Genomic DNA, 14,963 nt, shown 5'->3' on the forward strand with positions numbered 1-14,963 from the left:
TTCTACACATTATACTTTTATAGGTATCGCGATTTATTCTTCTTATACAACAGATTAATAAGATAACCTATTGAAAGGGCAATTGCAAAAACTTTCAATCTAACAATCCCTGTATTTTTACCTAATAGTTCTAATGTGATTGTTACTACAAAACAAGCTATAAACCCTGCTAGAAAGCTCTTAACCCCTTGGTTTCAAGGCATAAATTCACCACCTAACTATTTTTACTATTCGCTAAACACACTTGTTCCTTTCGGTATAGTAAGTCTTGGTAAGTTTTTCTCTACATATTTATTGACAATTAAAATAGAAAAAAGTTTCACAAGCTTCAAGAAATATGACAATTTAGTATTTTATTGACTTATTCCGTTGTAGATATTGATTAGCGTCTTCTTCTGCCAAGATATTTTTTATACAGAATTTTAAAAGCATATTCTCTTTGGACACAGTGCGCAAAGAATGCTTTGAAAATTTGAATCTACTCTCCAATCATCATAAAAAACCTCCTATATGAATATTTAATAATAAACATTCATATAGGAGGGTGTTCTATCCCTATACGTAGCTTGGAGCACTAAAATCTCACATACACTATTACTCAATATATCATCATTCATTTCCTCTAAATGATCTAAGAAAGTAACCTTATATCAGTATTTTTAAGCTTCCTTCCAATTATGGTGCACTTCCTGCACATCATCGTTATCCTCAAGCATATCTATTAGTTTTTCCATCTTTTTAATATCTGCTTCCTGCAGCTCTGTTTCTGTTTGAGGAATGTACATGATATCTGCTTGAATGAATTGGTAGCCTTCTGCTAATAGATTATCTTTTACAGTTGGGAAATCTTCTGGCATAGTAATAATTTCATATGCATCTTCTTCTGCTGTAAAATCTTCAGCTCCAGCATCTAATGCTGCCAGCATTAATGTTTCTTCGTTAATGCTGTCGTTTTTTTCAATTATAATTTGTCCTTTTCTATCAAACATAAAAGAAACGCAACCAGTGGTTCCTAGATTTCCTCCATTCTTATCAAAGGCATGTCTAACTTCTCCGGCAGTTCTGTTCCTATTATCCGTTAATGCCTCTACTATAACAGCTACACCGCTGGGGCCATAGCCCTCATAAATAATTTTTTCATATTGATCTCCACCTGCATCTCCAGCAGCTTTTTTAATAGCTCTATCTATGTTATCATTAGGCATATTACCAGCTTTTGCTTTATCTATTGCACTCTTTAAGCTAGCATTATATTCGGGGTCAGTTCCTCCCTCTCGTGCTGCTACAGTAATTAATCTAGCAAGTTTTGTATATATTTTTGCCCGTTTAGAATCTTGCTTTGCTTTTCTATCTTTAATATTACCAATTCGACCCATAATTTAATCGCTCCCTATCCAATTAAGTTTTAACTTGATATTTTATCAGATAAATTTTATCATAAGCAACTACGTTAATCAATTTATATATTAATTTGGGGTATAGGAGGCAGTTCTCTTTTATGTTGTGATGATTTATGAAACCTATCTATAATCTCTTTGTCTTTTTGATCAATAGGCTTTCCCTCTAAATAAGCATCGATACTTTTATAAGTAACTCCCATTTCTACTTCATCTGTTTGACCTTCCCATAAACCAGCAGTGGGTGGTCTGTCTACAATTCGTTGAGGCACTCCTAGCACTTTGGCCCATTCGTACACTTCATATTTTTTTAGGTTAGCGATTGGCAATAAATCTACCCCACCGTCTCCATATTTGGTAAAATAACCAGTATGTAATTCGGCAGCATTGTCTGTGCCCACTACTAGATAGTTTAGGTTGTTTGCGGTGGAGTAAAGTGTGCTCATTCTAAGTCTAGCTCTGAGGTTAGCATCCATTACCCGTTGATTTTTCTCATGATAGAGGTTTTGATTTTTTAATTCATTTGTTACCTTTCCAACTATGTCCTCCTGTTGTTTGCTGAGGTCTACTGTAATGTATTTAATGCCACAGGCTTCTGCCACTAATATCCCATCTTCAACATCCTTATGATTACTTTTAACAGGGAGAATTACTCCAAGGGAATTGTCTGGGAATGCTTTCTTAATGAGATTTGCTACTACAGCAGAGTCAATACCCCCTGATATGCCTACAACTAGTCCCCTTGTTCCAGACAGTTTAACCTGTTGTCTTAGCCAGTCCACTACAAAATCAATTTGTTTCTGAATTTTCATCGTCATTCTTACTTCAATCTCCTTTCGTAAATACAATTCACTTCATTATTTATTTTGAATATAGAGCAAAGTCTTCCTTCTTAAGGTGGAAGGGTTGACTCTGTTATCACATAGTATAAGAATTACGGTTTACTAAAGCATTTATTTTAAAAAGTAATTGTCAATATAGGTATACGTCTCTAAATTTCAACATACTAAGAACTGAAACCGTAGACCGTGTATATTAAAATTTGATTATAAAGGCGTATACAGATTATAAGAACATTATAAACTATTTTGATAAACTATTTTGCAAATTCTTTTTTCTTTTTATAATATTTTTATGCATTTTTTATTAGCAATTGATAAATTTTATCTATTTGCTAGGTTGATGTTTAACATCTGTTGTATACATAGATAAGTGCATCATGAATAGATTCGTTTTATATGGTTAAATTAAAATCATCTTTATCTTTTGTTAAAACACTCACTTCTATTAGTGAGTGTTACAGCTTATGTACATTAGATAGGTTACTTTGCCTATCAAAATTCCTTCTATTCAGCATGAACTGGAGTGGTTCAATTATTAATCAGAGGTGATAGAATCAATGAAGAATCTATACTGGTTTAAAGTTTTATTAGTAGGGTTCATTGCCGGAGTTATTAATGGATTGTTCGGAGCAGGAGGTGGCACTATTATTGTCCCTGCTTTAAATTTTGTCTTTGATGTTCCCCAACACAAAGCCCATGCAACAGCTATTTCTATTATTCTTCCTTTTGCTATGATCAGTAGTTTTATTTATTATAAACATGGATTTACCGCCATAGATGTAACTTATAAGGTTGCTCTAGGTGGAATTATTGGTAGTTACATAGGTTCAAAAGCATTAAATCGGTTTTCTGATAATTATTTAAGAAAAATATTCGGCGTCTTTATGATTTTAGCAGCATTAAGGATGGTGTTTTAATGGCTATATTTATATTAGGCCTTTTGGCAGGAATAATAGGCGGAATGGGAATTGGTGGCGGCACTATATTAATACCTGGCCTGATCTTTTTAACGGATTTCAAGCAACAAACGATTCAGAGTATCAATTTACTATCCTTTATCCCTGTAGCTATTGTAGCTTTAATTATTCATTTTAAAAACAAAAATATCATCTTTAAGCTGAGTTTACCGATTATTTCATTTGGTTTATTAGGCGCCTGGTTAGGATCAAAACTAGCCCTCACAATACCTTCCTCGAATTTAAGACGTTTATTTGGAGCATTTTTATTTATCATGGGTGTCTATGAGATATTATGTAAAGACAAACTTCAAAAAAGAAAGTAGGATAAATAAATTTATCCTATTCTCCCAAGGCCACCAATACACAATCATAATACACAATATTTAGATTATAACCTTCTGCTTTATCTATTGTCTCTTCATCAAAGGTTCCAGGTTGAAACCACACATAAGGTATTTCTAATTCTTTAATCTCATTTAAAATCATTTTGCTTATTTTTGGTCCCACCACCATGTCTATACATTCAGGTTTTTCTGGAAGATCCTTGAGATCTTTGTAAACCTTGTCTCCTTCAATCTTTTCATACTTTGGGTTTACTGCATAAACGGTGTAGCCATGGGCTTTCAATTTTTTGTATATTTTATAGCCAAATTTTTCAGTATCTGGTGTAGCTCCAACAACAGCCCAGACTTTTTTTTGCAACATTTCTTTTTTGTTTTTTTCAATAATATCCATGTAATTACCTCCTATAAGTATTATTAATTATCTTATTACCCAACTACTCAAATTATATTCTTAGGGATAAACGATTTTTCCATCTATCTCTATTAAATAATCTTCTTTTATTTCTTCCGCTTCGCATCTTGCATTTGTCCATTCTGTTAATTGTTTTAAAAATGTTTCAACTTCGTCCTTTTTAACATATACATAGAAATGCACTGCGTCATCATATTGAGTCTCTTTAAGTAAATATTTGTTCTGTAGTATTTCGTTTTGGATTTTGCCTAATAGCGTATAATCTATTCTTACATGAATCATTTTATGAGCTCTTTTAACAATTATTCTTGCAGCTTCTAGCGCAATTTTTGCGCCCTTAGTATATGCTCTTACTAAACCTCCAGTACCTAGTTTAACACCCCCAAAATATCTAGTTACTACTATTGCAACATTTCTCAAATCTTCTTTTTTAATTACTTCCAGCACTGGAATTCCTGCTGTTCCAGATGGTTCACCATCATCACTGTACCGTTGTATCTCGTTGCGGTCCCCTATAACATAGGCTGGTACGTTATGAGTAGCATCTTTATGCTTAGCTTTTATTTCTTCAACAAACTGAATAGCACTTTCCTCTGAATAGACAGGCTTTGCATATCCAATAAATCTTGATTTTTCAATTATAATTTCATCTTTTCCTCTGTCAAACAAGGTCCGATATTCTTTTAGCATATAATTTCATCCTTTTACTATATTTTAATTCATTATTATACCATAATTTGAAAATTATATCACTAATCAAAAATATTTATGTAGTCTTCTATAGCTAGTTAATCTTATATGACAAAGTATTAAAGAACCGAATTCTATCGGACCGTTAAAAAAACTTTATCTTCTTCATCACTTCAAAAACCCAGCATCCCAACGTACTATATATACGCTGCGGTCGCTGGGTTTTGTTGTTCCTTGAATCTGAAGACTTTTGAATAGTCTGGATTTTATTAATTTTTACACTAACCTTTAGAAGTTGGTTCTGCTTCTTGCTTTGAAATCCTAAACTGCTACTCTTTCTTTTTTCTCCTTCATGATTTCCTTATATTTCTTATAGGATAGATTCACAAGGGATTGATCCTGACTATAGCTTATTATTCTTATTGCTTCATCAATAGGAAAAAATCCACCATCTTTAAAGCCTAGTTTTTTATTTATTTCAGATTCTTTATTTTTTGTTATCATGATGTACCAAGTTATTTGGTTACAAACTGGTTGTTTTCTTGAAATAGAAAAAAATTCGTAACATGTTTCTCCAGCTGTCGATAGAATCTCAGTATCTAAACTAGTTTCTATCTTAACACGACTTATTGCCGCATCAATTGAAGACTCATCATTACGAATTTTTCCTTTTGGTAATACCCATTCATTTTTTTCGTTTTTAAGGAGAAATACTTGGTTTGCATAGAAGACCACACCACCTGCACAATTTCTAAAAATCATGGCTAAAACCTCCTTTAACTGTTGTTACTTACTATCATACACTAAATTAGAAAAATTTACAATATTTTTTCAGAATATTTACCTAAGTTTTCTTACGCGACACTATCTTTTATGCTATATAGTATACTTAATAATTGTTATAATATTCTTTTTTTATATTTTGTTCAAAAATATTACGTATTCCATTTTAAGACCCCTTTACTCATCAGAATAAAGAGGTCTAATATTATTATATATACTCATATTTTTTATATTTTTCATAAAGAATGCTATCTATTTTTACCTTTAATACAATTCCTGATTCTTGATATTCTTGGTCTAATACTTCTGCTTCATCATGAAGCTGAGAAACAATATGGCCTTTACTATATGGAACTATAAGATTTAATTCCATGATTTTTTTGCCAACCGTGTTACAGATCATTTCCAAAAGCTGTTGAATGTTCATACCAGTTTTTGCAGAAATAAAAATCGTATCCTCATCTTTTGATAATTCAATAGACTCTCCTATTAGGTCACACTTGTTGAACACATTAATGATACTTTTATCATTAGCACCTAATTCCTTTAATACTTTTTGTGTTGTATCCTTTTGTAATGTATAACTTTCATTAGAAGCATCAATAATGTGTAATAATAGGTCTGCATATTTTACTTCTTCTAATGTGGATTTAAATGCATCTACTAAGTCATGGGGTAGCTTACTAACAAAGCCAACAGTATCTGTCAATAGAAACTCAACATTATTTGACAGAGATATTTTCCTTAAAGATATATCTAATGTTGCAAACAACTGATCTTTGGCAAATACTTCTCTGCTTTCCTCGTAATCTTGACTTCCTCTTAGTAAAGCATTCATTAATGTAGATTTTCCAGCATTCGTATATCCAACTAACGCTACAATAGGAAGTTCAGATTTAATTCTTTGAGATCTCTGGGTTTCTCTGTTTTTTCTAACTTCTTTTAGCTGCTTTTTTATTTCATCTATTCTTCTTAAAATGTGTCTTCTATCAGTTTCTAGCTTCATTTCTCCAGGTCCTCTTGTACCAATTCCTCCTCCCTGTCGAGATAACTGTTTTCCTAAGCCAGTTAATCTTGGCAGTCGATATTTTAGCTGAGCTAATTCTACCTGGAGTTTTCCTTCTTTAGTTTGTGCCCGTTGAGCAAATATATCCAGTATTATTGCAGTACGATCTATTACATCTACTTCTATTATTGTTTCTAGATTTCTGATTTGTGAGCCAGATAATTCATCATTAAAAACCACCAAATTTACTTCATGGTTCTTGCACATATCTGCTATCTCTTCTGCTTTACCTTTGCCGATAAAAAATGCTGGATGAATATTATGCTTGTTTTGTGCTGTTATAGCAACTACTTCAGCTCCAGCGGCCTTAACTAGCTCTTCTAATTCCTCCATAGACTCATCCGTTTTTCCAATGTTTTCTCTACCTTCTACATTAATACCAACAAGTATTGCTCTGTTTTTTTGTTCTTCCTTTACTTCTATCCTCATTTTTTCACTCCTATATATTTATCTTAAGTCTCTTTATATATTAATCAATAAGTAACGTAGAATACAATACTAAAATGAATTTAAACTGTTGTGCTAGTTAAAATTTACAAATACAAAAACCCCAGCTGATTATGTTAACTTTCCTTGATAACGACCAAGAAATCAAGATAGGAGGGAAACATATGTTGGAGTTTTCTAAAGAATATTCTATCAAAGAAATAGGTGATTTAAAAGACTTTATTACTGTCACCTACATCCTAATTAATGATATTTATCAGAGAGTTCTCCCAACACATATTAAAAAACTTAGAAATATCAACACTTCTATTCTGAGTGATAGTGAAATAATTACCATTAGTATTGTGGATGAATTACTCACTATTTATTCTGAAAAAGCATGGTTAGGTTTTTGTAAAAAGAATTTGCCAGACTTGTTTCCAAAATTCTGTAGTAGAACTTGCTTCAATAGAACACGTAGAGGATTACATGCTGTGATAGATGAAATCCGTAAAGAACTTACACTTATGTTAGGCTATAATCATATTGTTAGTACATGAATAAATTAAGGAGTATTATAACTTTCTTGATTACCATAATATTTCTTAATAAAAATTTTATTAAGTAGCATAACGAGTTAAATTAGAAAAATGATTATTTATGATTTGATAATTGTAGCTAATACTATGATGATGAATAAAGTAGCTTCAGATGTAGCATTAACAATTCAAGAGCATCTTAAACAAATTCAAACGGCATCTGAAAAAATTCCATTGGGAAACGCCCTTGGAAGCCAATTGTTGGCGCAATATGGTCCCAAATTTAAATTAACAGTTACCCCTCTTGGTATGGTGGATGTAAATTTTGGCACAGAATTTGAACAATCAGGTATTAATCAAACAAGACATCGTATTTTTTTAATTGTTAACACAAAGGTGCGAGTAATAATACCCTTTAGTTCCAATACTATTGAAGTAACCACATATATACCAGTAGCTGAAACAATTATTGTGGGTAGAGTACCTATGAATTATATAAATGTTCCAAAAGATCAGTTTTTAAACATTGCTCCACTTTATGGAGAGTAAGGTATAAATTAACCTGTTGTGCTAGTTAAAATTTACAAATAGAAAAACCCCAACAAATTATATTAACCTATCTTAATATAACGACCAAAAAACTAAGATAGGAGGAAAACATATGCTAGAGTTTACTAAAGGATATTCTATCAAAGAAATAGGTAACTTAAAGGACTTTATTACTGTCACCTATATCTTAATTGATAATATTTATCAAAAAGTTGCCCCAATACATATTAAAAAACGTAGAAATTTCAAGGATTTTATCCTTATAGCAGGTGATTTTCCTTATACAATAATAAAAGAAAGAGCAAGTTCTCTCTTTCTTTTTTATGTTCTATTATGATTATAGTTTTTTCTATTAAACAAGGAGAATAATAACAAAGTTAGGGGAATGATAATTTGAAAAGGTATTGAATAAATTGGCCATATTTCCATTGTAACAGTGACCTGTTCCATGACAGTACCACGAACCATCATTGACAAGGATACAGCAAAAGCCGTTAAGGGTAAAAGCAGTATTCGATAATTTAAAAGACCAAAAACCTCGGTGATTAGTTTGGCTGATGCATAAATACATATAGAGGTTTTCACTATTCCTGCCATAATCAGATTGATATCTAAAAGAGGTGCAACATCTATTCCTGGTATAAGTCTGAATACGATATGGGAAGGGAAGATGTCTCTTGCCAGCATATCTGCCCCCAGTACCAGAAGATTTCTACAGACTACAATAAATAATATGCAGCCAACTATTAAATAAGCTAGAAGGGAGGTTTTCTTAAAACTATTTTGATGATTGAGATTAGGTAAAACCATTAAGAAAATAATAAATTCACCAAAAGGCAAAATCATTGTAGTAAATCCAGCCGTTAATGGCGGAAGAAACCCTTGAGACAATATAGGCTGAAAATTGCTAATATCCATAGAAGATAAGGAGGCAGAAAAGGTGAAAAGAACAACCAGAATAATAAAAGGCACAAAAACTTCACTAATCCTGCCTATGGTTTCAATACCTACCTTCAGTGAATAGATTACCACCAAAGAATAGGAGACAGAAAAAAAAAGTAGTGGTGTTTCAGGATAAGTTACAGTTGTTGTATAGCTGGCGTAGGTACGGATTACTTCTGCTGAAAGATGTATGAAATACCATCCATATACCAGGGCTATTAATTTTCCCAAAACCCTTCCAAAACAATCTATCAATATTCCCACCAAGGACTTTTTAGGATGCAACTCTGCAATTTTTATTGCAACCCATAGCAAAATAAGCCCCCCACCCCAGCCAAACAAAAAGGCTAACCAGGCATCTTGTTTTGCTATAACAGCAGGATTTATTGCTAAAGCACTGCCTATAAAGAAGGAAATTATTATCATTCCTAGCTGATAAGAAGACATTTTTTCTTCTGTCATTTTATTTCTCCTCCATTTTAGTATAGTTTAAAGGTAAGTTGGAATTTAGTTTTCTATAACTATTTTTTTTCAATAATATTTTTTAACATTAACATAGGTCCAGGGAGATCTTCTACTAAAATCTGTAGAATACTAATGAATAACCCAAGAGATAGTAGGGTAAAGTAGATTATTATATATTTCTTTTTTTTATCTTGCTTGGATAGTTTAGGAAAATCAATGACCCCAATAATTAGAAACACAATAAGTATCGCAATGATTTTCATTTTCTCACTCCTTTATGTCAGAAAATGCAGGCTCAATGATAAGGCCTGAAGTATTAAGGTTAAATTTTACTTCAATTTCTATTGGTGTATTTGAAAATATATTCTCCCAATTATCCTCAAGTTCTAACCATTTTTTGTATTGTTTTCTATAAAGCTCTCCACCAAAGCCAAATATGTCACTTTGATATTCCTGCTGTGCTATTTTCACCACTTGATTTATCTCATCCTTTATACCTTCCTCAAGATTTTTTTGCAATGTGTCTAATAAATCAAACTTGGCTAAATTTTTTTCTCCAATAATTTCTCCCAGATTTCCCGTAGCTTCTACTTCGATTTTTAGCATGAGTTGGTTTTCATCAAATTTTGCTTCTATATTCCCGTTACTATTAAGAACTTCTACAGCAAATAATTTTTCTGGTAGTAATGGATTAGGAATAGTAAGAAGGGTGCTTTGAATCTTATCAGTAGCAAATAGAAAGCCTCTGGTTTCAGTTGGAGAAAGGAAACCTGTCAATCTGCCATGTTTGAAAACGCTGGCTCCTTGAAGTTCCATATCCTCAATATAAGCTGCTTCAGAAGAGCCGCCAGGAGATATGATACCTATAACAACAGAACGTCCCGGCTCATGAATTTGCTGAATAATATCAAAAAGAGTAATTTTTTGAATTTTGCCACCAGATTCACTGGCTTCTAAGCTTTTCATAAGGTGAATAGAAGTTAAATTTTCTATTTGAGTCTGGGCTTTAAGTATCTCTTTAGCAGTTGTTCCTTTTGCTATAAGAAAATCTGCTTTTCTTCTAGTTTCATGATCCCGTTCCCAAAAATCTATGATTTCCTTCAACCCATCCCGTGCAAGGGATTCTCCAATGATGACCACTTGAATGTGGGAAAAAAACATTTTTTTACTGGAATAGCCTATTAAATTTCTAGCAGCAGCAAAAACTGTAGTGCCAGATGCAGATATTTCAACACTTGACTGGAGGTTCCCACTGCCCCCGCCTGCTCCCTCTTCAGAGTGTATTGCTGAAGGATTTACCATCTCAATAGTAAGTTCAATTTCTCCTGAATCTGTTTTATCCAGACCAACACCAACTGCTATAGCAATATCAGTTATATCTCTATTATTCCAGCAAGAGGTGGTCAAAGATAAGGTGAGTAGGATGGATACTAAAAATACTTTTTTGCATATTTTTTTACTCATTGATCAATCAACATCCTGTCTAAATAATTTGAATTGCTAATAATGATATTAAGTCTTTCTAAAAAAAGATCTGGGTTTAAGCAATAGTGCCCATATAGGATAACGAATAAAGCTGTCTTTTAAATCACTTGCTTCAAGTGGTGTTATTGGAGATAAATAAGGTATATTAAAGGATTTAAGACTACACATATGAATGAATAGTAATAACGTTCCAATAATTATTCCAAAAATCCCCACTATATTTGCTGCAATAAGCAGCAACAATCGTATAATCAATAGTCCACCAGCAATCTGAGGAATGATGAAACTACTGATTGCAGTAATAGCAATTACCACAACCATAGGAATACTTACAAGGCCAGCTCTAACAGCAGCATCTCCAATAACTAAGGCCCCCACAATGCTAATGGCCTGCCCAATTGGTCTAGGCATGCGAACACCTGCTTCTCTTAATAACTCAAAGGTAAAAATCATTATCAATGCTTCGGAAAATGCTGAAAAAGGAATACCTTCCCTTGAAGCAGACATAGTTAACAGTAATTTGAATGGAATCACATCCTGATGAAAACTTATTAAAGCTACATAATAGGCCGGGATCATAGTACTTATCCAAAAAGCCATCAATCGTATAAACCGTACTAGTAAAGAATAAACCCACCTTGAATAGTAATCTTCACCAGCCTGCAATACTTCTATAAAAAGATGGGGAACCGTTAAAACAAAAGGTGTTCCATCACAAAGTATAGCAATTCTGCCTTCTAGAACTTTAGAGGCTACGATATCAGGCTTTTCGCTATTGGCTATAGTAGGAAATAGTGAAAAGGGAGCATCCTCAATATACTCTTCAATATTGCCAGACTCCAGAATGCTGTCAGCTTTAATTCTATTTAATCTTCTTTTTACTTCATCAACGATTTCTTGATTTGCGATTCCTTTGATATAGCATATAATGATTTCAGTTTTAGTTTGTTTGCCAATTGTTAATGTCTCAAACCTAAGTAAAGAGTTTTTGATTTTTCTTCTTAATAGAGAAGTGTTGGTCAGTATTGACTCAGTAAAGCCCTCTCTTGGCCCCCGCACAACGGATTCTGTTAAAGGCTCTTCAACACTTCGCATATTCCCTCCTTGCACACTTACCTTTAAAGCTTTTCCAATACCATCTACATATACGAGGGCGTTGCCATTTAGAATTCCATCTATACTTTCGTGAAAATCTCTTATTTCATCAATATTGCAGTTGACAATAAGACTTTCTTTTAAAAAATCGAGAAAGGCTTCGTTAATTGATAAGGCATTAAAATTAAATGAGATATTCTGCTGCATGAGAGGCTTTATAATATCACTATTGATTAGTTTTTTATCTATTATTCCATCTATAAAAATAATTAATACTGGGATAGAAAGATTTCTACCTTTTCTACCTAAAGATATTTTCCTAATAATTAAATCACTGCTATTTTCAAATGTATTCTTCAATAGGTCTTCAACATTTCTTATATCTTTTGGAATTTTTTCTATTGCCTCATCTATTTTTTGCGCTTGAGTCAGGGTATTAGTTTTGCTTCTCTTTAAATATTTTAAGGGCTTTTTAATGTTTTTTGACATAATTTCCTCCAAAATGCTAGTGATAAGATTAGTATTATCATGTCAAACAAAATAATATATTATACTAATAGCTTTATAATATACAGTTTGATTGAAATGCACCATGAAAACACTGTAAAATTCATCTCTGCTGATATAATCTCATTTGAACAACATTCTTTTCCGTAAATAATCTTTTTAAAAGCTTGTTTATAAATATCAAATACTGCTGCTGAAAAAATTTTTAATATATTTGCAATTTCTGTATAAGAATACTTCTGCCTCAATAGTGATACCTCTTTCTACCGCTCAGTCAAACCATACAAGGGGGTCAAGATATCTTCTTCAGTAATTGAATTGTAGACCTTCTGTTACATAGCTATCCAGCCTTTTAATATACATTCTGCACCCCCCTTATCTTTAGTTTTTTACTATACATTTACATAGTTCTTCATAGTATTCTTTAGCCTTAGGATCTCGGTTGTTTATAAGCTGTATCAGTTTTTCAAACAACTGTTCAGCGTATATACTGCTCACCTTTTGGCTAAATTCTTTTTGTTCTTCTTTAGGTAAGTCTTCAAATAATATATCCCCTACAAATAGATTTACTTTTATGTCTTTCATATTTATCATCTCCCACATTACAACATATGGGTTTAGCGGTTTGTACTATTCTTTTAGTGTTGTTTATTATCAAATATCCTTATTGATGTAAAACATCTCCCCAATCTATCACTTTTTACTTAAGATATAATATTGTATATTTACAATCTAACAACTAACACTGCGAAGTACCCACCAATTATGACCATAGGCTGCTACAATGCCAGCTAAGACTATGGAAACACCTATTAAACTATGAAATACAATTTACATATTTTTGTAGCGTTGCATATTATCATCACTTAAAAACTCGTATGCAGCAGTAATTCCTTGGAAAATCTCTGTTGCATTTGGAACTTTACTCAAATCTGGATGATACTCCTTTGCCTTTTTTCTATATGCGCTTTTAATTTGAGTCCTATCTGCATCATAGGATACCCCTAGAACATCACAATTTCTCTCATACTTATTCTTAAACTCAACATTAGGATCAACAAAGCCATGGCCGTAACTACCCTGGCTGCCATAATCACCATAGGTACCTTGGCCCCTTTGATAATTCTGTTGATACCATTGTTGTTTAAAACGTTCTTCCCATTCTCTTTGCTGCTCATAATAACGACGTTGTTGTTCTCTTATTCTGTCTTCTTCGGCTTTTTTGTAAGCTGCTTTGTATTCATTAAAAGCTTTATATTGATAGTTTATCTCATCCATAAGGTAATTGGCAGTATTAAATAAAAATTCCGTTGTAATATATTTTAGATATTTCAAATAGGATACAAACTTACCCCCAAGCATTAAAAATGCCAATAAAAACAATATTACAGATAACCCAACAGGATGCATCAATATCTTTAAGCCCAAATTAGCAAATATCAAAAAAAACAAACAGCCCCCCATACTTGCTAAAGCTAAACAGCCCTTGAAAAAACTTCCTACATATAAAACCATATTCTCGATTAGCTGTATTAAGCTATCCATTATTACACATATTATCTTACCTATTCCATGTAAGATTTTACCTAAAGCTTTCTTAATTAGTCTCATCTCCAGTTACCCTCTCCTTATTGCCTTAAACTTTGCTAAAGGCTAGTCTGATTAAGTTTTTTTAATAGACTGATCCTTACACTTGGGACATGTAATCAAGATTTTCCCTATACCCTTTGGAACCCGCAGCATCGTCTTGCACTTAGTACACCTATAATATTTATGAGTCTTTAAGTCTTTAATACGATCTTGTACTTTTTTTAACCTAGAGTAAACAGGATTTACAAATATAGCAAACTTGTAATTTTCCATACTGCGTTTTTGTATATCCTTTGAAAGCATTCTATAAACAGCTCCAAATAGAGGAAAATAACTTATAATCATTAATATTGAAATTCCAGTAATCCGCGCTATTATTGTTAAAACTATTGATAAGGCAAGTAAAAAAATAGAGAGTTGATCACCTCCATATCTTCCAACCATAAACGTTCTTAACCAGTTCATCTTTATCACTCCTAATAAATACTAACTACCATTTCTTATATTTTATACCTTCTTGTAAAATGCTTATGGTTCCCTATAAGTAAATTTTTCTCTTAAATAATTATATATTTAAAAATACTATATCTCAAGTACCTTAAACTTCCTTTGCAATAACTACATAGAAAGCCACCTTTCTAGATAATGATACACATTTGTTCATATAATAGACTCCTCTAATCAAAAATCCCTCAGACTTTTCTGAGGGAACATATACGCGTTCCAATTTTTATCTAAAACCCCCTACATCTCTGATTTCAACCAATCCCTCCCCTACCAGCATACCCAACATATGTCGTCTTGGAAAGAACATGCGAAGTAGAAATCATTGTTCGATGTTGTAGGGGCAGTACGTCATGATACTGCCATGT

At 32.5% G+C, this 14,963-nt stretch carries 17 protein-coding genes and 2 pseudogenes; 5 read left to right on the plus strand and 14 right to left on the minus strand.

What is annotated here, in order from left to right:
• Positions 1 to 659: 659 nt before the first annotated feature.
• Complete coding sequence (locus CHB72_RS10325) at positions 660 to 1,376, minus strand: YebC/PmpR family DNA-binding transcriptional regulator (protein WP_089282812.1); 717 nt, start codon at positions 1,374 to 1,376, stop codon at positions 660 to 662.
• Between the two features lie 83 nt (positions 1,377 to 1,459).
• Positions 1,460 to 2,209 carry an NAD(+) synthase gene (gene nadE / locus CHB72_RS10330; protein WP_089282872.1) on the minus strand — a complete coding sequence of 250 codons (750 nt, stop codon included), beginning with the start codon at positions 2,207 to 2,209 and terminating at the stop codon, positions 1,460 to 1,462.
• Between the two features lie 587 nt (positions 2,210 to 2,796).
• Here nadE and CHB72_RS10335 point away from each other — a divergent pair.
• Together CHB72_RS10335 and CHB72_RS10340 are read left to right on the plus strand one after the other, a co-directional pair.
• On the plus strand, positions 2,797 to 3,156 hold the full coding sequence (locus CHB72_RS10335) for a sulfite exporter TauE/SafE family protein (RefSeq protein WP_089282813.1): 360 nt from the start codon (positions 2,797 to 2,799) through the stop codon (positions 3,154 to 3,156).
• Positions 3,156 to 3,521, plus strand: coding sequence for a sulfite exporter TauE/SafE family protein (locus CHB72_RS10340; protein ID WP_089282814.1), 366 nt, complete (start codon positions 3,156 to 3,158; stop codon positions 3,519 to 3,521). The genes CHB72_RS10335 and CHB72_RS10340 overlap by 1 nt, the downstream gene beginning before the upstream one ends.
• A 16-nt stretch (positions 3,522 to 3,537) precedes the next feature.
• Here CHB72_RS10340 and CHB72_RS10345 read toward each other — a convergent pair whose 3' ends face one another.
• The 4 genes from CHB72_RS10345 to hflX form a co-directional block, all read right to left on the minus strand.
• On the minus strand, positions 3,538 to 3,933 hold the full coding sequence (locus tag CHB72_RS10345; RefSeq protein ID WP_089282815.1) for a CoA-binding protein: 396 nt from the start codon (positions 3,931 to 3,933) through the stop codon (positions 3,538 to 3,540).
• Positions 3,934 to 3,993: 60 nt separating this feature from the next.
• Entirely contained in the window at positions 3,994 to 4,644 is a 651-nt protein-coding gene (locus CHB72_RS10350) for a YigZ family protein (protein WP_089282816.1), read from the minus strand.
• 321 nt (positions 4,645 to 4,965) lie between these two features.
• Positions 4,966 to 5,406 carry an NUDIX domain-containing protein gene (locus tag CHB72_RS10355; protein ID WP_089282817.1) on the minus strand — a complete coding sequence of 147 codons (441 nt, stop codon included), beginning with the start codon at positions 5,404 to 5,406 and terminating at the stop codon, positions 4,966 to 4,968.
• Positions 5,407 to 5,635: 229 nt separating this feature from the next.
• Positions 5,636 to 6,922: a GTPase HflX gene (hflX, locus tag CHB72_RS10360; protein WP_089282818.1), complete on the minus strand. Its 1,287-nt coding sequence runs from the start codon at positions 6,920 to 6,922 to the stop codon at positions 5,636 to 5,638.
• Positions 6,923 to 7,104: 182 nt separating this feature from the next.
• Between hflX and CHB72_RS10365 the strand changes: the two are divergent.
• From CHB72_RS10365 to CHB72_RS28270, 3 genes and pseudogenes are all read left to right on the plus strand, one after another.
• Positions 7,105 to 7,458: pseudogene (locus tag CHB72_RS10365) on the plus strand (IS982 family transposase); the annotation flags it as partial.
• A gap of 111 nt (positions 7,459 to 7,569) precedes the next feature.
• Complete coding sequence (gene yunB, locus CHB72_RS10370) at positions 7,570 to 8,007, plus strand: sporulation protein YunB (RefSeq protein WP_278277827.1); 438 nt, start codon at positions 7,570 to 7,572, stop codon at positions 8,005 to 8,007.
• Positions 8,008 to 8,119: 112 nt separating this feature from the next.
• A pseudogene (locus CHB72_RS28270) lies at positions 8,120 to 8,269 on the plus strand (IS982 family transposase); the annotation flags it as partial.
• Between the two features lie 59 nt (positions 8,270 to 8,328).
• On the opposite strand, the gene CHB72_RS10380 reads toward CHB72_RS28270, so the two are convergent.
• The 8 genes from CHB72_RS10380 to CHB72_RS10415 all read right to left on the minus strand — a co-directional run bounded on the left by CHB72_RS10380 (position 8,329) and on the right by CHB72_RS10415 (position 14,556).
• Positions 8,329 to 9,411 (minus strand): GerAB/ArcD/ProY family transporter, encoded by a 1,083-nt coding sequence (locus CHB72_RS10380; protein ID WP_089282820.1) that lies wholly within the window; start codon positions 9,409 to 9,411, stop codon positions 8,329 to 8,331.
• Positions 9,412 to 9,470: 59 nt separating this feature from the next.
• Complete coding sequence (locus CHB72_RS10385; protein WP_089282821.1) at positions 9,471 to 9,677, minus strand: hypothetical protein; 207 nt, start codon at positions 9,675 to 9,677, stop codon at positions 9,471 to 9,473.
• Positions 9,678 to 9,681: 4 nt separating this feature from the next.
• Positions 9,682 to 10,878, minus strand: coding sequence for a Ger(x)C family spore germination protein (locus tag CHB72_RS10390; RefSeq protein WP_089282822.1), 1,197 nt, complete (start codon positions 10,876 to 10,878; stop codon positions 9,682 to 9,684).
• 48 nt (positions 10,879 to 10,926) lie between these two features.
• The gene (locus CHB72_RS10395) at positions 10,927 to 12,483 is read right to left on the minus strand and encodes a spore germination protein (protein ID WP_089282823.1); all 1,557 of its coding nucleotides are present in this window, start codon (positions 12,481 to 12,483) and stop codon (positions 10,927 to 10,929) included.
• Between the two features lie 59 nt (positions 12,484 to 12,542).
• Positions 12,543 to 12,749, minus strand: coding sequence for a hypothetical protein (locus CHB72_RS10400; RefSeq protein WP_089282824.1), 207 nt, complete (start codon positions 12,747 to 12,749; stop codon positions 12,543 to 12,545).
• A gap of 133 nt (positions 12,750 to 12,882) precedes the next feature.
• The gene (locus CHB72_RS10405; RefSeq protein ID WP_089282825.1) at positions 12,883 to 13,086 is read right to left on the minus strand and encodes a hypothetical protein; all 204 of its coding nucleotides are present in this window, start codon (positions 13,084 to 13,086) and stop codon (positions 12,883 to 12,885) included.
• A gap of 246 nt (positions 13,087 to 13,332) precedes the next feature.
• Positions 13,333 to 14,112 carry a J domain-containing protein gene (locus tag CHB72_RS10410; RefSeq protein ID WP_089282826.1) on the minus strand — a complete coding sequence of 260 codons (780 nt, stop codon included), beginning with the start codon at positions 14,110 to 14,112 and terminating at the stop codon, positions 13,333 to 13,335.
• Positions 14,113 to 14,163: 51 nt separating this feature from the next.
• Entirely contained in the window at positions 14,164 to 14,556 is a 393-nt protein-coding gene (locus CHB72_RS10415) for a hypothetical protein (RefSeq protein ID WP_089282827.1), read from the minus strand.
• Between the last annotated feature and the right edge of the window lie 407 nt (positions 14,557 to 14,963).

It is taken from the genome of Anaerovirgula multivorans (assembly GCF_900188145.1).
GTDB lineage: Bacteria > Bacillota > Clostridia > Peptostreptococcales > Natronincolaceae > Anaerovirgula > Anaerovirgula multivorans.